Origin of the sequence: Mycobacterium sp. 1245111.1 (assembly GCF_001673405.1) — a bacterium.
GTDB lineage: Bacteria > Actinomycetota > Actinomycetes > Mycobacteriales > Mycobacteriaceae > Mycobacterium.
Genome location: NZ_LZLV01000143.1, coordinates 33,184 through 59,684, shown reverse-complemented (window position 1 = coordinate 59,684; position 26,501 = coordinate 33,184). Strand labels below are relative to the sequence as shown.

The window sequence follows — 26,501 nt, the reverse complement described above, 5'->3', positions numbered from 1 at the left end:
AATCGTGGGCATCGAAGAAAAACTCCCCAGCGGCTTCTTGCTGACCACCGTCGAGCAACTGGCCGGATATTTTCGCAAGAGCTCGCTGTGGCCGGCCACGTTCGGCCTGGCTTGCTGCGCGATCGAGATGATGGCCACCGCGGGCCCACGTTTCGACATCGCCCGGTTTGGCATGGAGCGGTTTTCGGCAACACCGCGTCAGGCCGACCTGATGATCGTCGCCGGCCGCGTCAGCCAGAAGATGGCACCGGTGCTGCGTCAGATCTACGACCAGATGGCCGAGCCCAAGTGGGTGCTCTCGATGGGTGTGTGCGCCTCGTCCGGCGGCATGTTCAACAACTACGCGATCGTGCAGGGCGTCGACCACGTTGTGCCGGTTGACATTTACCTGCCCGGCTGCCCGCCGCGCCCCGAGATGCTGCTGTACGCAATCCTCAAGTTGCACGACAAGATCCAGGAGATGCCGCTCGGCGTCAACCGCGAGCAGGCCATCGCCGAGGCCGAGCAGGCGGCCCTCGCCGCGCGGCCGACGATCGAGCATCTGGGGCTGCTGCGATGAGCTCACCGGAACACGACCCCGCTCGCGCGGCCAGCGAGGTCGGCGGGCCTCCCGTCGGCACCAGCCCGTCGGATGCCGACCGGATCGCTGTGCGCCGCGGCATGTTCGGCGTCCGCGGCAGTGGTGACACCTCCGGCTACGGGCGACTGGTTCGCCAGGTCACCATCGACGAGGGCAGCCCCCGCCCCTACGGCTTCTATTTCGACGAAGTCGTCGACCGGCTGACCGAGGCGCTGAAGACCGACGACGACGTCGAATTCGCCGACGCGATCGAGAAAGTCGTCGTGTACCGCAACGAGCTGACGCTGCATGTGCGCCGCGAGTTGCTGCCACAGGTCGCACGCCGGCTGCGTGACGACCCGGGGTTGCGCTTCGAGCTGTGCCTGGGTGTCAGCGGCGTGCACTACCCGGACGAAACCGGCCGCGAGTTGCACGCGGTGTACCCGCTGAACTCGATCACCCACAACCGCCGCGTCCGCCTGGAAGTGGCTGCGCCCGATGGTGATCCGCACATCCCGTCGCTGTTCGGGATCTACCCGACCAACGACTGGCATGAGCGCGAGACCTACGACTTCTTCGGCATCATCTTTGACGGCCACCCGTCGCTGACCCGTATCGAGATGCCCGACGACTGGGAGGGACATCCCCAGCGCAAGGACTACCCGCTCGGCGGTGTCCCAGTGGAATACAAGGGAGCGAAGATTCCCCCGCCCGATCAGCGGAGGTCCTACAACTGATGACCGAAACACTCGTAACCCTCGGCGGGCAGGACTGGGACAAGATTGTCGAGGAAGCCCGCCGCAAGGGCGAACCCGGCGAGCGGATCGTCGTCAACATGGGTCCACAGCACCCGTCCACGCATGGCGTGCTGCGACTGATCCTCGAGATCGAGGGCGAGACCGTCACCGACGCCCGATGCGGAATCGGCTACCTGCACACCGGAATCGAGAAGAACCTCGAATACCGATACTGGACGCAGGGCGTCACCTTCGTGACCCGAATGGACTACCTGTCACCGTTTTTCAACGAAACCGCATTCTGCCTCGGCGTGGAGAAGCTGCTGGGCATCACCGACGAGATCCCCGAGCGGGTCAACGTCATCCGGGTGATGATGATGGAGCTCAACCGAATCTCCTCGCATCTGGTCGCTTTGGCGACCGGCGGCATGGAGTTGGGCGCGATGACACCGATGTTCACCGGCTTCAAGGGCCGCGAGATCTGCCTCACGCTGTTCGAATACATCACCGGCCTCCGGATGAACAGCGGCTACATCCGTCCCGGCGGGGTCTCGCAGGACCTGCCGCCCGATGCGAAGACCGAAATCGCCAATGCCCTCAAGGATTTGAAGGTCGCACTGCGCGAGATGGGCGATCTGCTCAATGAGAGCGCGATATGGAAGGCCCGCACCAAGGACGTCGGCTACCTGGACCTCACCGGCTGCATGGCACTGGGCATCACTGGGCCGATCCTGCGCAGCACGGGGTTGCCGCACGACCTCCGCAAGGCCGAGCCCTACTGCGGATACGAGAACTACGAATTCGACGTGATCACCGACGACGGCTGTGATTCCTACGGCCGCTACATCATTCGCGTCAAGGAAATGTGGGAGTCGGTCAAGATCGTCGAGCAGTGCCTCGACAAGCTGAAGCCCGGGCCGACCATGATCGAGGACCGCAAGATCGCCTGGCCCGCCGACCTGAAGGTGGGCCCGGATGGCCTCGGTAACGCGCCGGAGCACATCGAGAAGATCATGACCGGCTCGATGGAGGCGCTGATCCACCACTTCAAGCTGGTCACCGAGGGCATCCGCGTTCCGGCCGGACAGGTCTACGTCGCGATCGAATCGCCGCGCGGCGAGCTGGGTGTGCACATGGTCAGCGACGGCGGCACCCGCCCCTACCGCGTGCACTACCGCGACCCCTCGTTCACGAACCTGCAAGCCGTCGGCGCGATGTGCGAGGGCGGGATGGTCGCCGACGTCATCACCGCGGTGGCCAGCATCGATCCGGTGATGGGCGGGGTGGACCGATGACTGAAGCATTAAATCCCGGCGCCAGCAACGGCGAGCGGGTGTTCCTCCGGCTTGGGCCGCCCCCGGAGGAGCCCGGCCAGTTCGTCACCGACGGCGCACCCAAGTCGTATCCGGCCGACGTGCAGGCGCGACTCGAGGTCGACGCCAAGGAGATCATCAGCCGCTACCCGAGCCCGCGCTCGGCGCTGCTGCCACTGCTGCACCTGGTCCAGGCGCAAGACGGCTACGTGACACCGGCCGGCGTGGAGTTCTGCAGCGCACAGCTCGGATTGACCGGAGCCGAAGTCGCCGCTGTTGCAAGCTTTTACACCATGTACAGGCGCGGACCCACCGGCGAGTACCTGGTCGGCGTGTGTACGAACACGCTGTGCGCGGTGATGGGCGGCGACGCGATTTTCGACGCGCTCAAAGACCATCTCGGCATCGGCAATGACGAGACCACCGACGACGGATCGGTCACCCTGCAGCACATCGAGTGCAACGCCGCGTGCGACTTCGCGCCAGTGGTGATGGTCAACTGGGAGTTCTACGACAACCAGACCGTCGAATCGGCGCGCACGCTGGTCGACGGTCTGCGTTCTGGCAATCCCCCGGCCCCCACCCGCGGAAACCTGTGCACGTTCAAGGAAGCCGAGCGGATCCTGGCCGGCTTCCCCGATCCGCGGCCCGACGAGGGCCAGGGTGGTGCCGGCGCGGCGACGCTGGCCGGCCTTCAGGTGGCCAAGGAGCACAACATGACCGCACCGCCCGCAGGGGAGGCCACGTAATGGGGTCATCGACACCGCTGGCGCCGGTGCTGAGCCGATTCTGGGACGACCCCGAATCGTGGACGCTGGAAACCTATCGGCGCAACGACGGCTACAAGGCGCTGGACAAGGCCTTGAAAATGGAGCCCGACGCCGTCATCTCGGCCGTCAAGGACTCCGGGCTGCGTGGTCGCGGCGGAGCAGGCTTCTCGACCGGGACCAAGTGGTCATTCATCCCGCAGGGCGACAGCGGCGCCGCCGCCAAACCGCACTACCTGGTGGTCAACGCCGACGAGTCGGAACCCGGTACGTGCAAAGACATCCCGCTGATGCTGGCCACCCCGCACGTACTCGTCGAGGGCGTCATCATCGCGTCCTACGCGATCCGGGCAAGTCACGCCTTCATCTACGTCCGCGGTGAGGTGCTGCCCGTGCTCCGGCGCCTGCAGAACGCCGTCGCCGAGGCGTACGCCAACGGCTACCTGGGCCATAACATCGCCGGGTCGGGCTACGACCTGGAACTGGTGGTCCATGCCGGTGCCGGTGCCTACATCTGCGGCGAGGAAACCGCGCTGCTGGACTCGCTGGAAGGCCGTCGCGGCCAGCCGCGTCTGCGTCCGCCGTTCCCCGCGGTCGCCGGCCTGTACGGGTGCCCGACGGTGATCAACAACGTCGAGACCATCGCCAGCGTCCCGTCGATCGTACTCAACGGTGTGGACTGGTTCCGCTCCATGGGCAGTGAGAAATCGCCTGGCTACACGCTGTATTCGCTGTCGGGCCATGTCACCAAACCCGGTCAGTACGAGGCGCCGCTCGGCATCACACTGCGTGAGCTGCTCGACTACGCCGGCGGCGTGCGGGCCGGACACAAACTGAAGTTCTGGACGCCCGGCGGATCGTCGACACCGCTGCTCACCGACGAACACCTCGACGTGCCACTGGATTACGAGGGCGTCGGATCGGTCGGGTCGATGCTGGGCACCAAGGCGCTCGAGATCTTCGACGAGACCACCTGCGTGGTACGTGCGGTCAGCCGCTGGACCGACTTCTACAAGCACGAGTCGTGTGGCAAGTGCACGCCGTGCCGCGAGGGCACGTTCTGGTTGGGCCAGATCTACCACCGTCTGGAAAACGGTCAAGGCACCCCCGCAGACCTCGACAAGCTCGAGGACATCGCCGATGCGATTCTCGGAAAGTCGTTCTGCGCCTTGGGTGATGGTGCGGCGAGCCCGGTCGCATCGTCGATCAAATTCTTCCGCGACGAATACGTCGCACACATCGAGGGCGGCGGCTGTCCGTTCGACCCCAAGCTGTCCATGCTCGAGGCAGACGGAGTGAAAGCGTGACCCAAACTGCTGACACCGGAGAAAAGGTCACCGAGCCTGAATTGGTGACGCTGACCATCGACGGCACCGAAGTCAGTGTTCCCAAGGGAACTTTGGTGATCAGGGCCGCCGAGCTGATCGGTGTGCAGATCCCCCGGTTCTGCGACCACCCGCTGCTGGACCCGGTCGGCGCGTGCCGCCAGTGCATCGTCGAAATCGAGGGACAGCGTAAGCCGATGGCGTCGTGCACGATTCCGGTCGCCGACGACATGGTGGTGCGCACGCAGTTCAGCTCCGAGGTGGCCGACAAGGCGCAGCACGGCGTGATGGAGCTGCTGCTGATCAACCATCCGCTGGACTGCCCGATGTGCGACAAGGGCGGCGAATGCCCGCTGCAGAACCAGGCCATGTCCAACGGCCGCCCGGATTCTCGGTTCGAGGACGTCAAGCGCACCTTCACCAAACCGATCAACATCTCCTCGCAGGTGCTGCTGGACCGCGAGCGTTGCATTCTGTGCGCGCGCTGCACCCGGTTCTCCGACCAAATTGCCGGCGACCCGTTCATCGAAATGCTCGAACGCGGCGCGCTGCAGCAGGTCGGCATCTATGCCGAGGAGCCGTTCGAATCTTATTTCTCCGGCAACACCGTGCAGATCTGCCCGGTCGGCGCGCTCACCGGCACCGCTTACCGTTTCCGTGCCCGGCCCTTCGACTTGGTCTCCAGCCCCAGCGTGTGCGAGCACTGCGCATCGGGATGCGCGCAGCGCACCGACCACCGCCGCGGCAAGGTGCTGCGCCGACTCGCTGGCGACGAGCCCGAGGTCAACGAAGAGTGGAACTGCGACAAGGGCCGCTGGGCGTTTACCTACGCCACCCAAGGCGACCGGATCACCACTCCCCTGGTCCGCGGTGCCGACGGCGCGCTGGAGCCCGCCTCATGGCCGCATGCGGTCGCCGCGGCGCTCGAAGGGCTCACCACTGCGGCCGGTGGCGCCGGTGTGCTGCCCGGCGGCCGGTTGACCGTCGAAGACGCCTATGCGTACTCCAAGTTCGCGCGAATTGTGTTGGGCACCAACGACATCGACTTCCGCGCCCGTCCGCATTCGGACGAGGAGACGGAATTCCTAGCGGCGCGGGTCGCGGGCAAGCTGCTCACCACCAGCTACTCCGACCTGGAGTCGGCGCCCGCGGTGCTGCTCGTCGGCTTCGAGCCCGAAGAAGAATCGCCGATCGTGTACCTGCGGTTGCGCAAGGCGGCCCGCAAGCACGGACTGCCGGTGCACGCGATTGCGCCGTTCGCGAGCAACGGTTTACAGAAGATGGACGGCACGCTGATCGAGACCGCACCGGGCGACGAGGCCGCCGCGTTGGACGCACTGGCCGGCGGCGAACTCGCCGGGCTGCTGTCGAAACCGGGCGCCGTGATCATCGTCGGCGAACGGCTCGCGAGCGTGCCCGGTGGGTTATCCGCGGCGACCCGGCTCGCCGACAGCACCGGTGCGCGACTGGCGTGGGTGCCTCGCCGCGCCGGTGAGCGCGGCGCGATCGAGGCCGGCGCGCTGCCGGGCCTGCTGCCCGGCGGCCGGCCGCTGAGCGACGAGACCGCGCGATCGCAGGTCGCCGCTGGCTGGAACGTCGCCGAACTGCCATCGGCCGCAGGGCGTAGTGCGGAGGCCATCCTGGCCGCCGCCAAGGACGGCAGCCTGGGCGCACTGTTGGTCGGCGGCATCGACCCCTACGACTTCGCCGACCCCGACGCGGTGCTGGCCGCGCTGGACGCCGCGGGCTTCATCGTGAGCCTGGAACTGCGGCACAGCGCCGTCACCGAGCGGGCCGACGTGGTCTTCCCGATCGCGCCGGCCGCCGAGAAAGCCGGAACCTACGTCAACTGGGAAGGCCGTCAGCGCAGCTTCTCGAATGCGCTGCCGCCGACCGCGACCCCGGATTGCCGCGTGCTGGACACCCTGGCCGACGAGTTGGGCATCGACCTCGGATTCCCCACGGTCGCAGCCGGTTTGGCCGAACTCAACGGATTGGGCACCTGGGACGGCACGCCTGCAGCGGCACCGAGCGTCGCGGCGGCCGCGGCCCCCAAGCCGGGTGCCGGAGAGGCCATCCTGGCGGCCTGGCGGATGCTGCTCGACGACGGACAGCTGCAGGACGGCGAGCCGCATCTGGCCGGTACCGCCCGCACCCCCGTCGTGCGGTTGTCGGCAGCGACGGCGAGCGGGCTCGGGGCCGCCGACGGCGACAACGTCAGTGTCAGCACCGCGCACGGCTCAATCACCCTGCCGCTGATGATCACCGAGATGCCCGACCACGTGGCATGGCTACCGCTGAACTCACCCGGCTCGGCGGTGCACCGGCAACTGGGCGTCACGCTTGGCGCCGTCGTCAAGATTGGAGCGGCGAAGTGATCGGCTTCGGACACGACACCTGGTGGCTGATCCTGGCCAAAGCGCTTCTGGTCTTCGTGTTCCTGGTCCTGACGGTGCTTGTCGCGATCCTCGCCGAACGCAAGATCCTGGGCCGCATGCAGATGCGTTGGGGACCCAACCGGGTCGGCCCGCGCGGCTACCTGCAAAGCCTGGCCGACGGCATCAAGCTGGCGCTCAAGGAGCCGCTGATCCCATTCGGCGTCGAAAAGCCCATTTTCCTTCTGGCGCCGGCCATCTCGACGATCCCCGCGATCACCGCGTTTGCGTTCATCCCATTCGGGCCGCAGGTTTCGGTGTTCGGCCACTGGACCCCGCTGCAGGTGACCGATCTGCCGGTGGCGGTGCTGTTCATCCTGGCCCTGTCGTCGATCGGGGTGTACGGGATCGTGCTCGCCGGATGGTCCTCGGGCTCGACCTACCCGCTGCTGGGAGGGGTGCGCTCCACCGCGCAGGTGATCTCCTACGAGGTCGCGATGGGACTGTCGTTCGCGACGGTATTCCTTTACGCCGGAACGATGTCCACCTCGCAGATCGTCACGGCCCAGAACCGGGTTTGGTACATCTTCCTGCTGCTGCCGTCGTTCTGCACCTACCTGGTGTCGATGGTCGGAGAAACCAACCGCGCCCCGTTCGACCTGCCCGAGGCCGAAGGCGAACTGGTGGCCGGTTTCCACACCGAGTACTCGTCGCTGAGCTTCGCGATGTTCTTCCTTGCCGAGTACATCAACATGACCACGGTGTCGGCGCTGGCCGCGACGTTGTTCCTGGGCGGCTGGCACGCACCGTGGCCGCTGACCATGGTGTGGGCCGGCGCCAATAGTGGCTTCTGGCCGGTGCTGTGGTTTACCGCCAAGGTGTGGGTGTTCCTGTTCATCTACATCTGGCTGCGCGGTGTACTCCCCCGACTGCGCTACGACCAGTTCATGGCCCTTGGCTGGAAGATCCTCATCCCTGTGTCGCTGGTCTGGGCGTTGATCGCCGCCGGTATCCGCACGCTGCGCGACCAGGGTTATGCGCACTGGACGACGGTGCTGGTCGTCGCCAGCCTTGTCGTGACAGCCGTGTTGCTGTATCTGCTGCAACGACCGTTCAGCAACAGAACGCTTCGCAGGAAGCGTCGCCGCACAGAGTCGGAGCTGAGGTCCGCATACGCGGCCCTCGAACCGGCGTTCCCTACGCCGCCGATGCCCGGCAAAGCTCTGGCGCCGGCGACCAAGGAGACAGCCAATGGCTAAGTTCCTCAGTTCCCTCGCCGGTTTCGGCGTCACGTTCGGCGCGATGTTCAAGCGCCCGATCACCGAGAGCTATCCGGAAAACCCCGGCCCGGTCAAGCCGCGGTATCACGGCCGCCACCAGCTCAACCGCTACGCCGACGGGCTGGAGAAGTGCATCGGCTGCGAACTGTGCGCATGGTCGTGTCCCGCCGACGCGATCTACGTCGAAGGCGCCGACAACACCGACGAAGCCCGCTATTCGCCGGGTGAACGCTACGGCCGCGTCTACCAGATCAACTACCTGCGCTGCATCGGATGCGGGCTGTGCGTCGAGGCCTGTCCGACCCGCGCGCTGACGATGACGAACGAGTACGAGATGGCCGACGACAACCGGGCCGACTTGATCTACGAAAAGCAGAACCTGCTCGCGCCGTTGCTGGACGGCATGACCCCGGCCCCGCACCCCCGGGCCGAGGGCGCCACCGACGCCGACTACTACCGTGGCAACATCACCGCGAACGGCCTTCGGCGCCTACCGATTTCGGATGTCTCCAAGTGATCACTCATCTGGCCGCTGACGCCATCGCCCGCACGTCCACCGGCGAGGCGGTGACGTTCTGGATTCTCGCCGCCCTCGCGCTGGTCGGCGCCCTGGGCGTGGTGATGTCCGCCAACGCGGTCTACTGCGCGATGTCGCTGGCGATGACGATGATCGTACTGGCGGTGTTCTACATGATCCAGGACGCGCTGTTCCTCGGCGTCGTACAGATCGTGGTCTACACGGGCGCCGTGATGATGCTGTTCCTCTTCGTGCTGATGCTGATCGGCGTCGATTCGGCGGAATCGTTGGTGGAAACCCTTCGCGGACAACGGATTGCCGCCGTGGCGGCCGGACTGGGCCTGGGTATCGTGCTGATCGCCGGCATCGGCAACGTCGCCACCAACCGCTTCCTGCCAAACGGCAACTCCATTGACATTGCTCCCGAAGGCAACGTCCAGGGACTCGCGACGCTGATCTTCTCCCAATACTTGTGGGCATTCGAACTGACCAGCGCGCTGCTGATCACCGCGGCGATCGGTGCGATGATCCTGGCCCACCGCGAGCGCTTCGAGCGCCGCAAGACCCAGCGCGAGATGTCCATCGAGCGATTCCAGCCCGGCGGACACCCGACCCCGCTGCCCGGCCCCGGTGTCTTCGCGCGGCACAACGCGGTGGACACTCCCGCGCGACTGCCCGACGGATCACCCTCCCGGTTGTCGGTGCCCGCGGTCCTGGAACCGCGGCCGGTCAAGGAGAAGGACATGCCAGCCATCCACGGTTCCAACGGTTCTGGCTCCAATGGGGCCGGGGGTGTGTCATGAACCCGATGAATTACCTGTATCTGTCCGCGCTGCTGTTCACCATCGGCGCTGCCGGTGTTCTGTTGCGGCGCAACGCGATTGTCATGTTCATGTGTGTCGAGTTGATGCTGAACGCGGTCAATCTGGCCTTCGTCACGTTCGCCCGGCTGCATGGTCATCTCGACGGCCAGATGGTGGCCTTCTTCACGATGGTCGTCGCCGCCTGCGAAGTGGTGGTCGGGCTGGCCATCATCATGACGATTTTCCGTGCCCGCAAATCGGCTTCGGTCGACGACGCCAACCTGCTCAAAGGCTGACGGTATGACACATCTGACCTGGCTGCTCGTCGCGTTGCCCGCGGCCGGCGCCGCAATATTGCTGCTCGGCGGCCGGCGCACCGACGCGTGGGGGCACTGGCTGGGCTGCCTGACCGCGGTGGCCTCGTTCGGTGTCGGTGTCGCTCTGCTGACCGACATGCTCGGTCGGCACGGGGATGCCCGCACGATCACCCAGCACTTGTTCAGCTGGATTCCCGTCGGCACCTTGCAGGTCGACTTCGGACTGCAAATCGACCAGCTGTCAATCTGTTTCGTGCTGCTGATCACCGGTGTCGGATCGCTGATCCACATCTACTCGGTGGCCTACATGGCCGAAGATCCCGACCGCCGACGGTTTTTCGCCTACCTGAACCTGTTTCTCGCAGCGATGCTGTTGCTGGTGGTGGCCGACAACTTCGTGGCCCTCTACGCCGGCTGGGAAGGCGTCGGTCTGGCGTCCTACCTGCTGATCGGGTTCTGGTACCAGAAGCCGACCGCGGCCACCGCGGCCAAGAAGGCCTTCGTGATGAACCGGGTCGGCGATGCCGGGTTGGCGCTGGCGATCTTCGTGATCTTCGCCAACTTCGGCTCGCTGTCCTACCCGCAAGTGTTCGGCCAGGCCCCGGGCGCCAGCCCAAGCGCGTTGACCTGGATCGGCTTACTGCTACTGGCCGGAGCGTGCGCCAAGTCCGCTCAGGTTCCGCTGCAGGCCTGGCTCGGTGACGCGATGGAGGGTCCCACCCCGGTCTCGGCGCTGATCCACGCCGCCACCATGGTGACCGCGGGTGTGTACCTGATCGTGCGGTGCAACCCGCTCTACAGCCTGTCCCCCGACGCCCGTCTCGGCGTGATCATCGTCGGCGCGGTGACGCTGCTCTTCGGGGCATTCATCGGCTGCGCGAAGGACGACATCAAGCGCGCGCTCGCGGCGTCCACGATGAGCCAGATCGGTTACATGGTGCTGGCCGCGGGTCTGGGTCCGGCCGGCTACGTGTTCGCGATCATGCACCTGCTCACCCACGGCTTCTTCAAGGCCGGTCTGTTCCTCGGCTCGGGCTCGATCATCCACGCGATGCACGAAGAGCAGGACATGCGCCGCTACGGCGCACTGCGCACCGTGCTGCCGATCACCTTCGCCACCTTCGGCTTTGGCTACCTCGCCATCATCGGCGTGTGGCCGTTCGCGGGCTACTTCTCCAAGGACGCGATCATCGAAGCCGCCCTGGGTGCCGGCGGCGTCCGCGGTTACGTGTTGGGTGGGGCCGCCTTGCTGGGCGCCGGCATCACGGCGTTCTACATGACCCGGGTGATGCTGATGACGTTCTTCGGCGAAAAGCGTTGGGCCGACGACGCGCATCCGCACGAGGCGCCCGCGTTGATGACCTGGCCGATGATCCTGCTGGCCGTCGGCTCGGTGTTCTCCGGCGGCTTGTTCGCCTTCGGCGGCAGGCTGCAGCACTGGCTCGAGCCGGTGACCACCTTCGAGGAAAGCTCACACGTGTTGCCGACATGGACGTTTAACGTGGTCACCCTCGGCACCGTCTTGGTGGGAGTCGGCGTCGCCGTCCTGCTCTACGGCCTGCGCGCAGTGCCTGCGACCGCGCCCGCGAAGGTGTCCGTGCTGACCACCGCCGCCCGCCGGGACCTCTACGGCGATGCCTTCAACGAGGAAGTGTTCATGCGACCGGGCGCCCAGTTCACCCACGCGCTGGTCGAATTCGACGATCAGGGCGTGGACGGCTCGGTCAACGGGCTGGCCAACCTGGTGGGTCGCACGTCGGAATGGCTGCGTGGCTTCCAGACCGGATTCGCCCGCAATTACGCGTTGTCGATGTTGGCCGGAGCGGCGCTTGTCGCCGCCGCGATCCTGGCGGTGCAAACGTGGTGACTTCAAACGTCCCTTGGCTTTCGATCCTGTGGCTGCTGCCACTGGTCGGGGCCGTCGTGATCATCCTGGTGCCGCCGGGCGGCCGGCAGCTCGCCAAGTGGCTCGGCGTCGCCGTCTCGGTGGCGGTGCTGGCGCTGTCGATCGCGCTCGCGGTGGCCTTCAAGGCCGGCGGCCCGACCTACCAGTTCACCGAATCTCACCCGTGGATACCGGCTTTCGGCGCCGGCTATACCATCGGCGTCGACGGCATCGCGCTGATGCTGGTCCTCGTGACCACGATCCTGGTGCCGGTCCTGCTGGTGGCCGGCTGGAACGACGGTGGCGAGCGATCCCGCGGCACACAGGCCTATGTGGCTCTGACCTTGACCATCGAATCGATGGTGCTCATCTCGGTCGTCTCACTGGACGTGCTGCTTTTCTACGTGTTCTTCGAGGCGATGCTCATCCCGATGTATTTCCTCATCGGCGGATTCGGCGGTGGCGCCCACCGGTCACGCGCCGCGGTGAAGTTCTTGCTGTACAACCTGTTCGGCGGGCTGATCATGCTCGCCGCGGTGATCGGCTTATACGTGGTGACCGCCGAAAACGGCTCGGGCACATTCGATTTCCGTCAGATCGTCGCTGCCGTCACGTCAGGTACCTTGGGCGCTTCGTCTGGCGTGATGAAGGCGCTGTTCCTGGGATTCATGTTCGCGTTCGCCATCAAGGCACCGCTGTGGCCGTTCCACCGCTGGCTGCCCGACGCCGCGGTGGAATCGACACCGGCGACCGCGGTGCTGATCACCGCGGTGATGGACAAGGTCGGCACGTTCGGCATGCTGCGCTACTGCCTACAGTTGTTCCCTGACGCGTCAACGTATTTCCGGCCTGCCATCGTCGCGCTCGCGGTGATCGGCGTCGTCTATGGCGCCATCGTCGCGATCGGACAGACCGACATCATGCGGCTGATCGCCTACACGTCGATCTCGCACTTCGGCTTCATCATTCTCGGCATCTTCGTGATGACGACCCAGGGTCAGAGCGGTTCGACGCTGTACATGCTCAACCACGGCATCTCCACCGCCGCGGTCTTCCTGATCGCCGGATTCCTGATCTCGCGCCGCGGCACACGTTCGATAGCCGCCTACGGCGGCGTCCAGAAGGTGGCCCCGGTGCTGGCCGGCACGTTCCTGGTGGCGGGGTTGGCCACGGTGTCGCTGCCCGGCCTGGCACCCTTCATCAGCGAATTCCTGGTGCTGCTGGGCGCATACAACCGTTACTGGTTGGCGGCGGCAGTCGGCGTCACCGCGCTGGTGCTCTCGTCGATCTACATCCTCTGGCTCTACCAGCGGGTGATGACCGGCCCCGTCACACCGGGCAACGAACGGATCCGCGACCTGCTACCACGGGAAATCCTGGTCGTCGCACCTCTGATCGCGCTGCTGCTGGTGTTGGGGATCTACCCCAAGCCGGTGCTCGACATCATCAACCCCGCGGTGGACAGCACCATGGCAACCATCGGTGCGCATGACCCCGCGCCGATCGTGCGGCCGGGCACGACGCACGTGCCCGGAATGGCGGAAGGACCGCGCCGATGACGTCACTGCTTGCTGCTTCTATGCCGACGCCCAGTGTCGAATACGGTGTGCTCTCACCGATTTTCATCGTCTTCGGTGTCGCGGTGGTGGGCGTTCTGGTGGAAGCATTCCTGCCCCGACGGGCCCGCTACGGCGCCCAGGTGCTGCTCTCGCTCGGCGGATTGATCGCGGCCATCGCCGCGGTCATCGTCGTCGGGCGGCGACTCGATCCTCCGGGCCGCTACGCAGTGATGCACGCGTTGGCCATCGACGGACCGACCCTGCTGCTGCAGGGCACTATCCTCCTGGTCGCGGTGCTGGCCGTGTTCTTCTTCGCCGAACGCCAGAAGGGCGATAATGCGGCCGCCGGACCCGGTGCCGCGACGGCTACCGCTCACCAGCCGGCCGGATTGGATTCTTTTACACCGCAAGCGTCCGCGGTTCCGGACAGCGCGGCCGAGCACGAGGCGAAACGGGCCGGCGCGAGCCAAACCGAGGTCTTCCCGCTGACGATGCTGGCGGTCGGCGGCATGCTGGTGTTTCCGGCCGCCAACGACCTGCTGACGATGTTCGTCGCGCTCGAGGTCCTGTCGCTGCCGCTCTACCTGCTCTGCGGGCTGGCCAGGCACCGTCGCCTGCTGTCCCAGGAAGCGGCGGTCAAATACTTTCTGCTGGGCGCATTTTCGTCGGCGTTCTTCCTGTATGGCGTGGCTCTGCTGTACGGCGCGACCGACAACCTGACACTGCCCGGCATCGCGAAAGCACTGGCAGCCAACCACAGCCACTCGATGGCGTTGACCGGGGTCGCGCTGTTGTCGGTCGGTCTGTTGTTCAAGGTCGGCGCGGTGCCATTCCACTCCTGGATTCCCGACGTCTATCAGGGCGCACCGACCCCGATCACCGGGTTCATGGCCGCCGCAACGAAAGTCGCGGCCTTCGGTGCACTGCTGCGCGTCGTCTATGTCGCGCTGCCACCGCTGCACGACCAGTGGCGCCCCATTCTGTGGGCCATCTCGATTCTGACCATCGCGGTCGGCACCGTCACCGCGGTGACGCAGACCGACGTGAAGCGGATGCTCGCGTACTCCTCGATCGCGCACGTGGGCTTCCTTCTCACCGGCGTGATCGCCGACAACCCGCCGGGGCTGGCGGCCACGATGTTCTACCTCGTCGCCTACAGCTTCAGCACCGTGGGTGCGTTCGCGGTGGTCAGCCTGATCCGCGACGCGCGCGGCGAGGAAGACGCCACCACGGCGCACTGGGCGGGACTCGGTCAGCGTTATCCCGTTGTCGGCCTGCTCTTTTCGATGTTCCTCCTGGCCTTCGCCGGGATTCCGCTGACCAGTGGTTTCATCAGCAAGTTCGCGGTGTTCTCGGCGGCGGCCAAGGGCGGCGCGGTGCCGTTGGTGATCGTCGGTGTGATCGGTAGCGCGGTGGCCGCCTACTTCTACGTGCGGGTGATCGTGCTGATGTTCTTCACCGAGCCGCACGCCGAGCCGGTGCACGTCGTGATGCCCAGCTTCTGGAGCAAGGCCGCGATCGCGGTCTGCGCGGCGATCACCATCGGCTTGGGCATCTTCCCGCAGCCACTGCTCGACCTCGCCCGGCAGGCCGCACAGTTCCTGACATGACCTCGACGCTGGTTCTCAGCGACGACACCGGAGCGGTCCGGGTGCTGACCATGAACCGGCCAGCAAAGCGAAATGCGTTGAGCCCCGGCCTGATCGAGACGCTGTATGCCGCGCTTCGCGAGGCTGACGACGACCCGTCGGTGCGGGCAGTGGTCCTCACCGGCGCCGACCCGGCGTTCTGCGCCGGCGTGGATCTCAAAGAGGCCCAGCGCCTCGGTTCGGTCTACTTCGAACAATTTCAGAACCAGAGTTGTATCCGGCAGACCGGCGAGATGCGCACGCCGATCGTCGGCGCCATCAACGGCGCGGTATTCACCGGCGGACTCGAAATGGCTTTGGGCTGCGACTTTCTGATCGCCTCCGAGCGCGCGGTCTTCGCCGACACGCACGCTCGCGTCGGGATCCTGCCGGGCGGCGGGATGACGGCGCGACTCCCCCACGTAGTCGGGGCCGCGATGGCCCGCCGGCTGTCGATGACGGGCGAAGTGGTCGACGCGGCGCGTGCCGAGCGCATCGGGCTGGTCACGGAGGTCGTCCCCCACGAGCGGTTGATGGCCAGATCGATCGAGCTGGCCACGCAGATCGCCGAAGTGCCGGCGCCAATCATGGCCGGGCTCAAGGAGATCTACGTGACCGGTGCGGCGCCGGTCATCGACCCGGCGCTGGCCGCCGAGCGGACCATCGCCGGCGCACAGACGCCGGATCGCGACGGCCTAACGGACCGCTACCTGGAGATCAGCGAACGCAATCGCCGCCAGATCCAGCCTCAGCCGGACGCGCGAAACTAGACGGCCGCCGCGTTCAGGTCGTCGAGCGCGACCGCCGCGAGGTCCGGCCGCAGCACGCTCAATTCCTCGAGTTCCTCGTCCGCACGACGCTGCACCAGCAGCGGAATGAAATCCCTGACCCGACTGCTCTGGAACTGCGAATACGCGTGTCGCACGACAGTAGCCACGTGATCAATAGGGAGAGCCGTGTACTTCTCGGCGAGGCGACGTTCTACGTCGTCGATCCGCGCCCGCTCTTCTTGCGGCATCCGCATATTGTTGCCCTCAACTGACCACCGGTCAACATTTTCCGTTCACCCTGCGTCTAGAGTGTGACGGCTAACGCTGGCCGCGCTCGTCGCCCAGGAAAGGCCGCGTGGCCAGCAGATAGATCGCGAAAATCGCCAGCGGCGCCAGCAGCGGCAACCACGGCAGTTGCAGCGGGAAGGCCGTGGCCACCAGGCCGGCGAGCGTGAATCCCAGCGCGGCAACCAGCGACGCCCCGCTTACCGAGTCGAGGCCGACGTCGCTCGCGGCGGCGTGCCGCAACATCAGATAGACGGCCGCCGACAAGCCCGCCACAGCGGCGACCACGCCCGTCGGACTGGTCGCCGCGATCACCAACACGGCCAGCAGTACGGCGAGTGTCGCCAGCGGACGAAGCACCACCGCGGCCGCGACCACGAGCACGGCTGCCAACGCGACAACCCGGGCCGGGCCGTGCGTTCCGATACCGACGGCGGCCACCATCAGCAGCCCGCAGGCCGTCGACAGCAGATGCGCCGCGCCTTTCATGACCAGCGTCCCGCCAGCCGCCGACGGCGGTCGGGCACCGCATGCATCGACTGATCGAGGGTCCGATCCGGCCGCCATGCCACGACGTCGACGCCGACGGTGCCGATGTCGCGGTACATCGCCGACCGCTGCAGCGCCCACATCCTGTTCACCAGTGGGTCTTGGGCGGAGTCGAACGGCGCGCCTTGCAACACGTCGACCGCCACCACAACGTGGCCACGTCGGCGTAAGTCGATCAGCGCCAAGGCGAATTCGGTGTCGAGCAGCGTGGAGAACCCGACGACGATCGCGCCCGATGGCACTGCCGCCCGTGGTGCCAATGTACCTGTGGTGCTTTCGAATTCATCGCCTGCGCTGAGCACGGCGTCGAGGACCCGATAGAACTGGCGCTGCCCGATGTCGGCGCCAAGCCAGCGGGGGCTGCGCCCGCCGAGCGCGACGATGCCGGCGCGGTCACCGCTGCGCAGCGCGGTCTGCACCACCTGAGCCGCACCGCGCACGATGCGCTCGGTGGCCTCGGTCGCCGGGCCGGCGGGCTGCGGGTAGCCGTCGATCAGGACGACGACGTCCGCGGAACGGTCGGTGAGCCGCTGGGTCACGTGCAGCCGTCCGCGGCGTGCGCTCACCGGCCAGTTGACCGTCCGCAGCTGGTCGCCCGGGACGTAGGTGCGGATGTCGGCGTATTCGACTCCGCGGCCGATGTGGCGGGTCAGGTGGGTGCCGAGCCGATCGAGCAACTCGGTCGGCGGGAGTGTGGTCGGTTGGGGCGGTGTCGTCGGAAACACCGTCACCTCCGCCGCATCCACGGCTCCGGCGCCCGCCAGCAGCCCGCCGTGGGCCAGGACGTCGACCGAAGCCCGCACCGGATACCGACCCCAGCGGTCGGCGGTCGCGGTCACCGTCAGGCCCTCGCCGGGCACCACGTCCAGGCGCATGCCGTCGACCGCTGACGCTGTGAGTTCAATTGCGGTACCGAATGTTTCAGTGCTGGCGCGCAGATTCAGCTGCGCCTGCTCGCGCTCGAAGCAGCGTTGCGAACCGGGCTCGGCATGCACCCAGACTTTCGGCAGTGGCCGTTGCCAGCTGACCGAACACAACACACCGAGCAGTGGAGCCGCGAAGGCGACCAGTTGCCAGCACGATCTGATTAAAGCGACGGCCAGTGTGAGCGCAGCGCAGGTTGCCATCGCGCGCGTCAACGACGATGCGCGCCAACGCAACTGAACTTCTCGCGTCTCAACCATCACTGTGCGCTCGGGGCACCGGCAACCGCCGCAGCAGTTCCTCGATGATGTCCGAGCCTTGAATTTTTCGCACCCACATCTCCGGGCGCAGGGTGATCCGATGGGCCACGGCCGGCGGGGCGAGCGCCTTGATGTCCTCGGGAATCACGTAGTCACGGCCCAGTAGCAGCGCGCGGGCCCGTGCGAGCTGCACCAGGTCGAGTTCGGCGCGGGGGCTGGCGCCGACGGCCACCTGGGGGTGATGGCGGGTCGCGGCGGCCAGTGACACCACGTAGTTCAGCACATCCTCGTGCACGCTGACCTGCTCGACGGACTCACGCATGGCCAGCAGATCATGTTGGTCCACAACCTGATTGACCGTGGGCTCGGCCGATCCTCGATCCAGGCGGCGGCGCAGCATCGACACCTCGTCGCGTTCCGAAAGGTAGCGCAATTCGAGCCGCACCGCGAACCGGTCCAGCTGCGCCTCGGGCAGTGGATAGGTGCCCTCGTACTCGATCGGGTTGTCGGTGGCCAACACGATGAACGGCTGGGGCAGCGCGTGTGTGACTCCGTCGATGCTGACCTGACCCTCGGCCATCGCCTCCAGCAGCGCCGCTTGGGTCTTGGGCGGAGTGCGGTTGATCTCGTCGGCCAGCAGCAGGTTCGTGAAGATCGGACCGGGCCGGAAATCGAAGTGGCCTGACTGCATGTCGTAGACCGTCGAGCCGAGCAGGTCCGCCGGCAGCAGGTCCGGGGTGAACTGCACGCGGGTGAAATCCAGCCCGAGTGTGGCGGCGAACGATCGGGCGATCAGCGTTTTCCCGAGCCCGGGTAGATCTTCGATCAGCACATGCCCGCGAGCAAGCACGGTCGTCAGGATGAGGGTGAGCGCCGCGCGCTTGCCCACCACGGCGCGTTCGATCTCGTCGAGCACCGCGGTTGCCTGAGCCGTCGTCGTCGCAGCCGAGGTCATCTTCGGCGCCTACCCTCCGTCATACCTGCTCCAGTCGTTCCAGGATTTCCTCGAGCGTGGCCCGGCCCGGGCCGGGTTCACTCAGGCCGGTGTGTGAAACATTGTTGGGGTTCACCCATGCCCACAGCTCAGGGCCGAAAAGCGTTCGCCCCGTGGCGTCGAACGCCGCTGGATCCTTGGTTTGCTTGTGACCGGTTGCGATCGCGAACCGCCGCGCCAGCATCGGCCTCAGGTGCCTGTCCCAGTCCGCCCGCGTCGACTCCGACCGGTGAATCATCGTCTGTGTTCGGGACAACCAACTGCGCAGCGTCTCCTCGAGAGCGTTCGGCGTTTCGGGCGGCGGCGGATCGATGTCGCGCCCCAAGACTTGGCGCACATTCATCAGCGCGAAGAGAACTGCGGCGCCGGCGGTCCACAGCACCAAACGGCGATCATGCAGTGACAGGGCCGTCAGCTCCGCGCACACCACGACGGAAACACCTAGTGCAATAAGCCTTTTCATACCGCACTCCGCATGTCGGCGAGCACCATCTGCAGGACGTCAATCGCGCGGCTGCGATGCTCTTCGGTCATCACGTGCGGACTGAATCGCGCCTCCTCGAACAGGCTCACGAGTTCGGCTGCGTTGTCGACGTGCAGCACACGGTGTTCGACGGCACGGGCCAACACCTCTGTCGGAGTGTCGAAATCCTGCGGGACAGCACCGGGGAAATGGCGTAGCTCGCGTTCCATCGCCGCGTAGCACGCGATGATCGCCTGCCGCGGTTCCCGATTGAGATCTGCGATTTCGGCCAGACCGCTTTCGGCGGCCCGCACCAGGGTCGTGGCCGCTGCCGCGACCGGCGGCCCATCGGTAACTGGTTGTGCCACAGTGATTCTCGGTTCGACGATACGCCGTCGCCGGGCGACTATCACCCCCGCGACGACCATCACCAACAGGCTGACCGTGCTGGCGATCAGATAGCGCAACACGTCGCGATCAGGCTCACCGTCTTGCGAACCCGGCGGTTGCGGGGCGTTGCCTGCCGGCGTGGGGTTGCCCGATTGCGGTGCGGGCTGTGACGGACCGAGCTGATGCGGCCCGACGTGCTGCGCCAGCAGCCACAGCAACAGCACCCACACCGCCAGCACCGCGGACCCGATCAGGAGCACCCGCCAGGCCGGGCGACCATGGCCGCCCGACAGCCGGTCCGACAGCGGGCTGGCGCTGGTCGCCACCCGCCGCGGATCGCGCAGCCGGGCAATCAGCGCCGCACCGACGATCACCAGCGAGATGCTGAGCAGCGCTGCGATGTAAACCAGCGAGCCGCTGCTGTGTGGCGGTTGGTGCCTGTCGGCGTGCTCGACGCCCGGAAGGTACCCGCGCAGCGACGCGGCGATCGCGATCAACAGCACGATCACGGCGACTACGCGGCCAGTCGCCTTGTCAAAAATCGGGGCACTCGACAAGTGCCCATCGTGGCACGGAGTCGAGGTGCACGGCCAGCGATCGGCCCAGTTCAGTGGCGCCGAAGTTCACTCGCGCTCGGCGAACTCCGCAAGCCGGTCCAGTGATGCCCGAAGCTTGTCGCTGGTCGTCGCGCGGGCCCGCGGGAGCCGCTGTTCGTCGGTCAGGCGGCTCCAGTCGTAAGTGTGCGTCACGCGGGTGCGCGCCTCACCCAGTGGCTCGAGCTGCCAGCGCCACAGATGCCCCGGCGGTGGTTGGCCTTCCGCGGAAGGATTCCAAGCGATGCGACGGCCTTCTTCGAACTCCACGATGTGGTTCTCCCGAACGGCGCCATTGAGCAACGTCATTGTGAACACGTCACCAACCGCGCGAACACGTTGTCCGCCTTCGGCATTCGCCAGATTGTCATTGCCGTCCCACCTGGGCTGCTGAACGGGATCGGCGATCAGTTCGAAGATTCGATCTGCACTGGCGGCGATTTCGCGGGTGGCGCTCACCACCCGCGGCGTCTCGTCGGACATACGACCATCCAAGCATTCAGGTCCGGCGGTAGTTCACGAGGTATGACGGCAGCGGTATCGCATCGAGATCGTCGGCGCCGATGGGCGATCCCGGCTGGATGGTGAGCGGTACGACCCCGGCCCAATGCGGCAACGCCAAGTCGTCCTCGTCGTCGGCCGGCCCGCCGGTGCGGACCTTGGCAGACACCTCCACCAGGTCGAGCGCGAGCACCGCGGTCGCCGCGAGTTCGCGGGCGTGAGGAGGTCGGCTGTCGGCCGCTCGGCCTGACACCACATGGTCGACTACTGCCGCGAGCGCGCGGCGCTTCTCGTCGTCGTCCCGCACCAGGCGGGCGTTCCCGACGGCGACCACCGAGCGGAACTCCAGGGAGTGGTGCATCCACGAGCGCGCCAGGACCAGGCCGTCGACCAGCGTCGCCGTCACGCAGACGGGCAGGCCGTCCGACGACCCCGCGGCGGCGAGCATCGGGTGGCTGCCGGTCGATCCGTGCAGGTAGAGCGTCTCGCCCAGCCGCGCGTGAATCGTGGGCAGCACCACCGGGCCGCGCTCGCCGACAAAGCCGACGTGACAGATCAGCGCCTCGTCGAGGATGGCGTGCACGGTGGCGCGGTCGTAGCGAGCGCGTTCGCGGTACCGGGTGGGCACGGTCCGCGCTGTGGGAGCGTAGGCCTGATCAGTCGTCGTCATCGTTGCCTTCTGTTTTGCACTAGTACATAATAGCTAATGTGCCAGAACAATACACGATTCGCGGTAGCGGCGCCGAGGCAATTGCATCCGACGTCGAGGCGGCCATCTCTTCCGGCGCCCTGACACCGGGCGCCGAGCTGCCACCGATCCGCGAATTGGCCAGCCAACTCGGTGTCAATGCCAACACGGTGGCTGCCGCGTATCGCTTGTTGCGCGAGCGGGGGGCCGTCGAGACCGCGGGTCGCCGCGGCACCCGGGTGCGCGAGCGCCCGGCCACCACTCCCCGATCGCTACGCGGGATCGCCGTCCCGCCCGGTGTGCGTGACATGTCCACGGGCAACCCGGATCCGGCCCTGCTGCCGATCGCACGGCTCGGCCCGCCGGTGCTGTACGGCGATCCAGCACTGTCGCCCGCGCTGGCCGAGTACGCGCAGGTGTCGCTGGCAGCCGACGGTGTGCCGGCCGATCACATCGCGGTGACCGCGGGTGCCCTCGACGGCATCGAACGCGTTCTCTCCGCCCACCTGCGTCCCGGGGACCGCGTCGCCGTCGAAGACCCAGGCTGGGCTAACCTGCTGGATCTGCTTGCCGCGCTGGGTGTTTCAGCCGAACCGGTCAGAGTCGACGACGACGGGCCGCTGACCGCCGATGTGGCCCGGGCGTTGCGTCGCGGCGTGGGTGCGCTGGTGCTGACGACCCGTGCCCAAAACCCCACCGGTGCAGCGGTTTCGGCTGCCCGCGCCGCCGAGTTGCGCGTGTTGCTCGCCGAAAGCGACCTGCTGCTCATTGAGGACGACCATTGCGCGGGCATCGCCGGCGCACCACTGCACGCCCTGGCCGGCGTCACCCGGCACTGGGCGTTCGTCCGTTCGGCCGCCAAGGCCTACGGTCCCGATCTGCGACTGGCGCTGCTGGCCGGGGATCGACGCACGGTCGAACGGGTGCAGGGCCGGCTGCGCCTGGGCCCCGGTTGGATCAGCCACCTGCTGCAGGACCTCGCCGTCAGCCTGTGGCGCGACGAGGCCGCCGCCCGGAAGGTCCACGACGCCGAGATCGCGTACGCCCGCAATCGTGACGCGCTGGGCGCGGCGCTGGCCGATCGCGGGGTGACCTCGCACGGCAGGTCCGGACTCAACGTGTGGGTACCGGTGCCCGACGAAACCGTGGCGATCACAAGGCTATTGAACGCGGGCTGGGCCGCGGCGCCGGGAGCACGGTTCCGCATCGGCAGTCCGCCCGGCATGCGGATCACCATCTCGGGTCTTGACACCGACGAGATCGACGCGTTGGCGTCGGCGGTTGCCGAGGCCGTGCACGGGGTCGGTCGCGCCAGCGTGTGAGGATGGCCCAAAGGAGGCGGATATGCGGATGAGACTTCGCCAGGTGGCACTGGTGGCTCATGACCTTGCTCCGGTGGAGGCCAGCATCATCGAAGAACTCGGGGTCGAGTTGTGCTACCGCGACCCCGATGTCGCGGTGTTCGGGCTCAGAAACGCGCTCTTCCCGATCGGGGACAAGCTGCTCGAAGTCGTCTCCCCGATGCAAGATGGCACCACTGCGGGCCGGCAACTCAGCAAGCGCAACGGCGACGGCGGGTACATGGTGCTGGTCCAGGTCGACGATCTCGCGGCGATCGAGTCTCGCATCCAAAAGCATGGTGTACGAATCGTTTTCACCGCGGCGAGGCCGGGTATCACCGGCATTCATCTGCACCCCAAGGATGTCGGCGGCGCCATTCTGTCGATCGACCAATCCGACCGGTGGGATGACTGGGGCTGGGCTGGACCAGGCTGGCGCGATCATGTCGCAACCGGGGTGGTCACCGATTTGGTCGGTGTGGCGATGCAATCAGATCACCCGGCGAGGACGGCCGAGCGGTGGTCAGCAGTACTAGAGCGTGCGGTGATCGAAAGCGGCGACGAGTACCACGTCCAGCTCGACGAAGGTGTGCTGCGGTTCGTCCCACCCACCGATACTCGCGGCGAGGGCGTGTGTGCCGTCGACGTACGCGCGGCGGACGCGCGTACGCGCAGCACGACGCTGTGCGGGGTGACGATCAACTTCGTCGCCTGACCGCAGCGGAGTTATCCACAGTTGGCAGTTCGTGCACAGGCCGGGCTTCGGCTTGGGTTCTGATGCCGGAATTGTCGGGCCGATTCGTAGCCTCGAGTTATGGGCCCAGCGATCAGCGCCGACGCGGCACGGGAACGGATCACTTCCGCTCTCGATGCGATCGACGCTGCCCACGACCTGTTGCGCGATACGCCGTCGTGGTTGGTAGGCAACACGTTTCGCGTCGACGTCGCGGAGCGGTTGGAGACGCAGGAGCGGGCCAACCGGGGCCTGATGTACCGGATTTTCGCGGAGCTCGCCGACCCGCCAGATCAAACGGGATCCATAGCTCAGGTCCGATCGATGCTGTGGGAGCGACTGCGCATCACTCCGGGCGAGATCACCCGACGGTTCAGGCTGGCCGCGCGGATCCGGCCGCGCCGCTCACTGACCGGTCCCCCGCTGCCCGCCGAGTTGCCGGAGTTGGCAGCCGCCGTCGAAGCCGGGACCATCGGCGACGACCACATCCGGTCGGTGTGCCGAGCAATCGACCTGCTCCCCGCGTGCGTATCACCTGCCGACGTCGAAGCCGCGGAGCGCACGCTGGTCAAGCATGCAGGCCGAGTCGACGCGGGAATCGTGGCGAAACTGGGTCAGCGCATCGCCGACTACCTCAACCCTGACGGCCTGTTCAGCGAGGAGGACCGTGCCCGCCGCCGCGGGTTACACCTCGGCACCCAGGGGCCGGACGGAATGTCGCGGCTGTCGGGATGGCTCGACCCGGAGACCCGCGCCTACGTCGAAGCCGTCGAAGCCGCGGTGCGGCCCGGCCGTCACCAGCCGGACAACGAGTCCGGTTCACGTGACGCCCGCACCCCTGCCCAGCGTTGCCATGACGCGTTGAAGCTCGGCCTGGAAACTGCGATTGCGTCGGGCGATCTGGGCGTGCACCGCGGCCACCCCGTCACCGTGGTCGTGACGACGACCCTGGCCGAGCTCACCGACGCGGCCGGGGCCGCTCCCGCCAGAACCGGTGGCGGCTCCCGGCTACCGATGCGGGATCTGATCGCGATGGCCGCCAAGTCAATTCATTACCTGGTCGTTTTCGACGACCACACCGAGCGACCGCTATACCTGGGCCGCCAGAAACGCATCGCCACAGCCGATCAGCGGCTGATCTGCTACGCACGTGACCGCGGCTGCACCCGTCCGAACTGTCTCGAATCGGGCTACCGCTGCGAAGTGCATCATCCCGACGACTGGGCCCGCGGCGGCACCACCGATGCGGACAAGCTCTACTTTTTATGCGGGCACGATCACGGGATAGTCAGCCGCGGCGAAGCATGCACGGTCGTCACCGAAGAAGGCCGGTTGGGCTGGACCCACGGCACGGGGCCACCTGAGGTCAACCATGCCCACCATGACGAGCTCCTTCGCGGAGACCCAGACCCGCCGGCTAAGCCCGCCTAGGTTCCGAATGCCCGGAAGCTGCCGTCCAAGACCTGCAAGTGGCCGATCGTCCGCCCGGTCACCACCGTGGGATCCACCAACGTCAGCTCCGCCGCGGCCCGGGCGAACTCCTGCGCCGTCGACACCTCGTCGAACTCGCGGGCGTAATACGAAAGGCCCGGCGTCATAATCGCTTTGGACGGCGACAGGGCGTTGACCGCGATATTGTGCGGCGCCAGATCGTAAGCGGCACATGACGTCAAGTGCTCCAGAGCCGCCTTGGAACCGCCATATCCGGGCAAGACACCGCCACTGCGGTCGGGATACGGGCCATCCCCCGGCAGCCGTGAGGCAACGGAGCTGATGTTGATGATCGAGCCGAGACCCGCGGCCATCATGTCCGGGTAGACCAGTTGGATGAGCTCGTAGGCAGCGAACACCGCGATTTCGAAGTGCCGTCGATAGGCGCCGAGCGGCGTGCCGACCAGCGGCGGGAAATCCGCTTTGGCACCGGCTGAAGACGCTTTCGCCGGCTTGGGTCGCGCGTCGTCTCCCGGCTTCGGCGGGCGTCCCGGCGCCGTGAACGCAGCGTTGTTGATCAGAATCGTGATGGGGCCCAATGCATCTCGCGCATCGTCGACCAGCCTGGCAATGTCGTCGCGGTCGAGCAGGTCCGCCCGGATCGGCACGGCGCGGCCCCCGGCCGCCTCGATGTCCGCAACGGTTTCCCCGATGGTGCCGGGAAGTCTTTCGTCCCAGACACTTTCGGTCCGCCCGACCACCGCCACCGCGGCTCCATCGGCCGCCAGCGCCAGGGCGATCTCGCGGCCCAGCCCACGACTTGCACCGGTGACGATCGCGGCGCGGCCATCGAGTCGTCCGGTCACCGGCCCGACCCTACCTCTCGGGTGACACCGTGCACGAGGATCGCGGTCGTCTGGTCCACCCAGCCGTCGTCGAGCGGTTCGTCGGGGCTCAGCAGCATCCGCAACAACGTCGACCCGCCGATCAGCTCGATCAACCGATCCGGGTCGACATCGCGATGTACCTCACCGCGGTCGACCGCTTCGCTGAGTCGCGTCTGCACGGCGGTGAACAGCCCGGCGAACCGCGACATCACGCGGGCATTCAACTCCGGGTCGGCACTCATGTCGGCGACCAGCCCGGGCAGCGCGGCCCGAACCACCGGGGTGGTGAACACGTCGCGGGCGGCCGCGATCATCGCCCGTAGGTCAGCCGCCATGCCGCGGGTCGGACCGACCAACGCCGTCGGCGCCACCGGGAACGCCGCCTCGTGCACCAACTCGGCCTTGCTCGACCACCGCCGATACAGCGCCGTCTTCGTCGTCCCGGCCCGCTCGGCGACGGCGGCCAGGGTCAGGTTCGAATACCCAATTTGCACAAGCAGATCCGCGGTCGCGGTCAATATGGCAGCGTCGATGCGCGGGTCCCGGGGCCGTCCGGCGCCTGCGGCCTTGTCAACCGTGGATGGGTCTGCTTTCATAACGCTACCCATCGTATCGTAATTGCCTCAAC

At 66.8% G+C, this 26,501-nt stretch carries 27 protein-coding genes; 17 read left to right on the top strand and 10 right to left on the bottom strand.

The genetic code is table 11. The features are described 5' to 3' along the window. Positions 1 to 4: 4 nt before the first annotated feature. Genes A5658_RS22995 through A5658_RS22930 form a run of 14 tightly spaced genes read left to right on the top strand, consistent with a single transcriptional unit; the run spans position 5 to position 15,835 of the window. Positions 5 to 559 (top strand): NADH-quinone oxidoreductase subunit B family protein, encoded by a 555-nt coding sequence (locus A5658_RS22995; protein WP_067340605.1) that lies wholly within the window; start codon positions 5 to 7, stop codon positions 557 to 559. Further along, complete coding sequence (locus A5658_RS22990; protein WP_067340603.1) at positions 556 to 1,296, top strand: NADH-quinone oxidoreductase subunit C; 741 nt, start codon at positions 556 to 558, stop codon at positions 1,294 to 1,296. The genes A5658_RS22995 and A5658_RS22990 overlap by 4 nt, the downstream gene beginning before the upstream one ends. Next, on the top strand, positions 1,296 to 2,591 hold the full coding sequence (nuoD, locus tag A5658_RS22985; protein ID WP_067340601.1) for an NADH dehydrogenase (quinone) subunit D: 1,296 nt from the start codon (positions 1,296 to 1,298) through the stop codon (positions 2,589 to 2,591). Before A5658_RS22990 ends, nuoD begins: the two co-directional genes overlap by 1 nt. Then, positions 2,588 to 3,358 (top strand): NADH-quinone oxidoreductase subunit NuoE, encoded by a 771-nt coding sequence (gene nuoE, locus A5658_RS22980; RefSeq protein ID WP_067340598.1) that lies wholly within the window; start codon positions 2,588 to 2,590, stop codon positions 3,356 to 3,358. Before nuoD ends, nuoE begins: the two co-directional genes overlap by 4 nt. After that, positions 3,358 to 4,683, top strand: a complete 1,326-nt coding sequence (gene nuoF, locus A5658_RS22975; RefSeq protein ID WP_067340595.1) for an NADH-quinone oxidoreductase subunit NuoF — start codon at positions 3,358 to 3,360, stop codon at positions 4,681 to 4,683. The genes nuoE and nuoF overlap by 1 nt, the downstream gene beginning before the upstream one ends. Then, positions 4,680 to 7,079 carry an NADH-quinone oxidoreductase subunit G gene (locus tag A5658_RS22970; RefSeq protein ID WP_067340591.1) on the top strand — a complete coding sequence of 800 codons (2,400 nt, stop codon included), beginning with the start codon at positions 4,680 to 4,682 and terminating at the stop codon, positions 7,077 to 7,079. Before nuoF ends, A5658_RS22970 begins: the two co-directional genes overlap by 4 nt. Next, entirely contained in the window at positions 7,076 to 8,335 is a 1,260-nt protein-coding gene (nuoH, locus tag A5658_RS22965; protein WP_067340588.1) for an NADH-quinone oxidoreductase subunit NuoH, read from the top strand. The genes A5658_RS22970 and nuoH overlap by 4 nt, the downstream gene beginning before the upstream one ends. Beyond that, entirely contained in the window at positions 8,328 to 8,873 is a 546-nt protein-coding gene (gene nuoI / locus A5658_RS22960) for an NADH-quinone oxidoreductase subunit NuoI (protein WP_067340584.1), read from the top strand. Before nuoH ends, nuoI begins: the two co-directional genes overlap by 8 nt. Continuing rightward, a complete protein-coding gene (locus A5658_RS22955) occupies positions 8,870 to 9,676 on the top strand; it encodes an NADH-quinone oxidoreductase subunit J (RefSeq protein WP_067340582.1) in 807 nt (268 codons plus the stop codon). The genes nuoI and A5658_RS22955 overlap by 4 nt, the downstream gene beginning before the upstream one ends. Continuing rightward, positions 9,673 to 9,972: an NADH-quinone oxidoreductase subunit NuoK gene (gene nuoK / locus A5658_RS22950; protein ID WP_067340579.1), complete on the top strand. Its 300-nt coding sequence runs from the start codon at positions 9,673 to 9,675 to the stop codon at positions 9,970 to 9,972. The genes A5658_RS22955 and nuoK overlap by 4 nt, the downstream gene beginning before the upstream one ends. A gap of 4 nt (positions 9,973 to 9,976) precedes the next feature. Next, complete coding sequence (nuoL, locus tag A5658_RS22945; protein WP_067340576.1) at positions 9,977 to 11,860, top strand: NADH-quinone oxidoreductase subunit L; 1,884 nt, start codon at positions 9,977 to 9,979, stop codon at positions 11,858 to 11,860. Then, complete coding sequence (locus tag A5658_RS22940) at positions 11,857 to 13,437, top strand: NADH-quinone oxidoreductase subunit M (RefSeq protein ID WP_067340761.1); 1,581 nt, start codon at positions 11,857 to 11,859, stop codon at positions 13,435 to 13,437. Before nuoL ends, A5658_RS22940 begins: the two co-directional genes overlap by 4 nt. Positions 13,438 to 13,457: 20 nt before the next feature. After that, positions 13,458 to 15,047 (top strand): NADH-quinone oxidoreductase subunit NuoN, encoded by a 1,590-nt coding sequence (gene nuoN / locus A5658_RS22935; RefSeq protein ID WP_156751617.1) that lies wholly within the window; start codon positions 13,458 to 13,460, stop codon positions 15,045 to 15,047. Next, on the top strand, positions 15,044 to 15,835 hold the full coding sequence (locus A5658_RS22930; RefSeq protein ID WP_067340568.1) for an enoyl-CoA hydratase: 792 nt from the start codon (positions 15,044 to 15,046) through the stop codon (positions 15,833 to 15,835). Before nuoN ends, A5658_RS22930 begins: the two co-directional genes overlap by 4 nt. Here the strand turns inward: A5658_RS22930 and A5658_RS22925 are convergent. From A5658_RS22925 to A5658_RS22890, 8 genes are all read right to left on the bottom strand, one after another. Then, on the bottom strand, positions 15,832 to 16,083 hold the full coding sequence (locus A5658_RS22925; RefSeq protein ID WP_197503193.1) for a three-helix bundle dimerization domain-containing protein: 252 nt from the start codon (positions 16,081 to 16,083) through the stop codon (positions 15,832 to 15,834). The genes A5658_RS22930 and A5658_RS22925 overlap by 4 nt on opposite strands. Before the next feature lie 70 nt (positions 16,084 to 16,153). Next, entirely contained in the window at positions 16,154 to 16,609 is a 456-nt protein-coding gene (locus tag A5658_RS22920; protein WP_067340562.1) for a hypothetical protein, read from the bottom strand. Further along, on the bottom strand, positions 16,606 to 17,853 hold the full coding sequence (locus tag A5658_RS22915; RefSeq protein WP_067340559.1) for a DUF58 domain-containing protein: 1,248 nt from the start codon (positions 17,851 to 17,853) through the stop codon (positions 16,606 to 16,608). Before A5658_RS22915 ends, A5658_RS22920 begins: the two co-directional genes overlap by 4 nt. Further along, the gene (locus A5658_RS22910; protein ID WP_067340556.1) at positions 17,846 to 18,808 is read right to left on the bottom strand and encodes a MoxR family ATPase; all 963 of its coding nucleotides are present in this window, start codon (positions 18,806 to 18,808) and stop codon (positions 17,846 to 17,848) included. The genes A5658_RS22915 and A5658_RS22910 overlap by 8 nt, the downstream gene beginning before the upstream one ends. Positions 18,809 to 18,827: 19 nt before the next feature. Beyond that, a complete protein-coding gene (locus tag A5658_RS22905; protein ID WP_067340552.1) occupies positions 18,828 to 19,310 on the bottom strand; it encodes a hypothetical protein in 483 nt (160 codons plus the stop codon). Then, on the bottom strand, positions 19,307 to 20,257 hold the full coding sequence (locus A5658_RS22900) for a DUF4129 domain-containing protein (RefSeq protein WP_231997418.1): 951 nt from the start codon (positions 20,255 to 20,257) through the stop codon (positions 19,307 to 19,309). Before A5658_RS22900 ends, A5658_RS22905 begins: the two co-directional genes overlap by 4 nt. 66 nt (positions 20,258 to 20,323) lie before the next feature. Continuing rightward, positions 20,324 to 20,776 (bottom strand): SRPBCC family protein, encoded by a 453-nt coding sequence (locus A5658_RS22895; RefSeq protein ID WP_067340548.1) that lies wholly within the window; start codon positions 20,774 to 20,776, stop codon positions 20,324 to 20,326. Between the two features lie 16 nt (positions 20,777 to 20,792). Next, a complete protein-coding gene (locus A5658_RS22890) occupies positions 20,793 to 21,464 on the bottom strand; it encodes a pyridoxamine 5'-phosphate oxidase family protein (RefSeq protein ID WP_067340545.1) in 672 nt (223 codons plus the stop codon). 38 nt (positions 21,465 to 21,502) lie between these two features. On the opposite strand from A5658_RS22890, the gene A5658_RS22885 reads away from it, so the two are divergent. The 3 genes from A5658_RS22885 (at position 21,503) to A5658_RS22875 (ending at position 24,986) form a co-directional block, all read left to right on the top strand. Beyond that, entirely contained in the window at positions 21,503 to 22,804 is a 1,302-nt protein-coding gene (locus tag A5658_RS22885; RefSeq protein ID WP_067340542.1) for an aminotransferase class I/II-fold pyridoxal phosphate-dependent enzyme, read from the top strand. Positions 22,805 to 22,826: 22 nt separating this feature from the next. Then, entirely contained in the window at positions 22,827 to 23,537 is a 711-nt protein-coding gene (locus A5658_RS22880) for a VOC family protein (RefSeq protein ID WP_156751612.1), read from the top strand. A 99-nt stretch (positions 23,538 to 23,636) separates the two neighbouring features. After that, a complete protein-coding gene (locus tag A5658_RS22875; protein ID WP_067340536.1) occupies positions 23,637 to 24,986 on the top strand; it encodes an HNH endonuclease signature motif containing protein in 1,350 nt (449 codons plus the stop codon). On the opposite strand, the gene A5658_RS22870 is transcribed toward A5658_RS22875, so the two are convergent. Both A5658_RS22870 and A5658_RS22865 read right to left on the bottom strand, forming a co-directional pair. Further along, entirely contained in the window at positions 24,983 to 25,852 is an 870-nt protein-coding gene (locus tag A5658_RS22870) for an SDR family NAD(P)-dependent oxidoreductase (RefSeq protein WP_067340533.1), read from the bottom strand. The genes A5658_RS22875 and A5658_RS22870 overlap by 4 nt on opposite strands. Then, positions 25,849 to 26,469: a TetR/AcrR family transcriptional regulator gene (locus A5658_RS22865; protein ID WP_067340530.1), complete on the bottom strand. Its 621-nt coding sequence runs from the start codon at positions 26,467 to 26,469 to the stop codon at positions 25,849 to 25,851. The genes A5658_RS22870 and A5658_RS22865 overlap by 4 nt, the downstream gene beginning before the upstream one ends. Between the last annotated feature and the right edge of the window lie 32 nt (positions 26,470 to 26,501).

Excerpts from the sequence above, each read along its gene's own strand:
- A5658_RS22990 (WP_067340603.1), top strand. The coding sequence starts at position 556 with ATGAGCTCACCGGAACACGACCCCGCTCGCGCGGCCAGCGAGGTCGGC.
- nuoD (WP_067340601.1), top strand. The coding sequence starts at position 1,296 with ATGACCGAAACACTCGTAACCCTCGGCGGGCAGGACTGGGACAAGATT.
- nuoE (WP_067340598.1), top strand. The coding sequence starts at position 2,588 with ATGACTGAAGCATTAAATCCCGGCGCCAGCAACGGCGAGCGGGTGTTC.
- nuoF (WP_067340595.1), top strand. The coding sequence starts at position 3,358 with ATGGGGTCATCGACACCGCTGGCGCCGGTGCTGAGCCGATTCTGGGAC.
- nuoI (WP_067340584.1), top strand. The coding sequence starts at position 8,328 with ATGGCTAAGTTCCTCAGTTCCCTCGCCGGTTTCGGCGTCACGTTCGGC.
- nuoK (WP_067340579.1), top strand. The coding sequence starts at position 9,673 with ATGAACCCGATGAATTACCTGTATCTGTCCGCGCTGCTGTTCACCATC.
- nuoL (WP_067340576.1), top strand. The coding sequence starts at position 9,977 with ATGACACATCTGACCTGGCTGCTCGTCGCGTTGCCCGCGGCCGGCGCC.
- nuoN (WP_156751617.1), top strand. The coding sequence starts at position 13,458 with ATGCCGACGCCCAGTGTCGAATACGGTGTGCTCTCACCGATTTTCATC.
- A5658_RS22930 (WP_067340568.1), top strand. The coding sequence starts at position 15,044 with ATGACCTCGACGCTGGTTCTCAGCGACGACACCGGAGCGGTCCGGGTG.
- A5658_RS22925 (WP_197503193.1), bottom strand. The coding sequence starts at position 16,083 with ATGCCGCAAGAAGAGCGGGCGCGGATCGACGACGTAGAACGTCGCCTC.
- A5658_RS22920 (WP_067340562.1), bottom strand. The coding sequence starts at position 16,609 with ATGAAAGGCGCGGCGCATCTGCTGTCGACGGCCTGCGGGCTGCTGATG.
- A5658_RS22915 (WP_067340559.1), bottom strand. The coding sequence starts at position 17,853 with ATGGTTGAGACGCGAGAAGTTCAGTTGCGTTGGCGCGCATCGTCGTTG.
- A5658_RS22910 (WP_067340556.1), bottom strand. The coding sequence starts at position 18,808 with ATGACCTCGGCTGCGACGACGACGGCTCAGGCAACCGCGGTGCTCGAC.
- A5658_RS22905 (WP_067340552.1), bottom strand. The coding sequence starts at position 19,310 with ATGAAAAGGCTTATTGCACTAGGTGTTTCCGTCGTGGTGTGCGCGGAG.
- A5658_RS22895 (WP_067340548.1), bottom strand. The coding sequence starts at position 20,776 with ATGTCCGACGAGACGCCGCGGGTGGTGAGCGCCACCCGCGAAATCGCC.
- A5658_RS22890 (WP_067340545.1), bottom strand. The coding sequence starts at position 21,464 with ATGACGACGACTGATCAGGCCTACGCTCCCACAGCGCGGACCGTGCCC.
- A5658_RS22880 (WP_156751612.1), top strand. The coding sequence starts at position 22,827 with ATGCGGATGAGACTTCGCCAGGTGGCACTGGTGGCTCATGACCTTGCT.
- A5658_RS22875 (WP_067340536.1), top strand. The coding sequence starts at position 23,637 with ATGGGCCCAGCGATCAGCGCCGACGCGGCACGGGAACGGATCACTTCC.
- A5658_RS22865 (WP_067340530.1), bottom strand. The coding sequence starts at position 26,469 with ATGAAAGCAGACCCATCCACGGTTGACAAGGCCGCAGGCGCCGGACGG.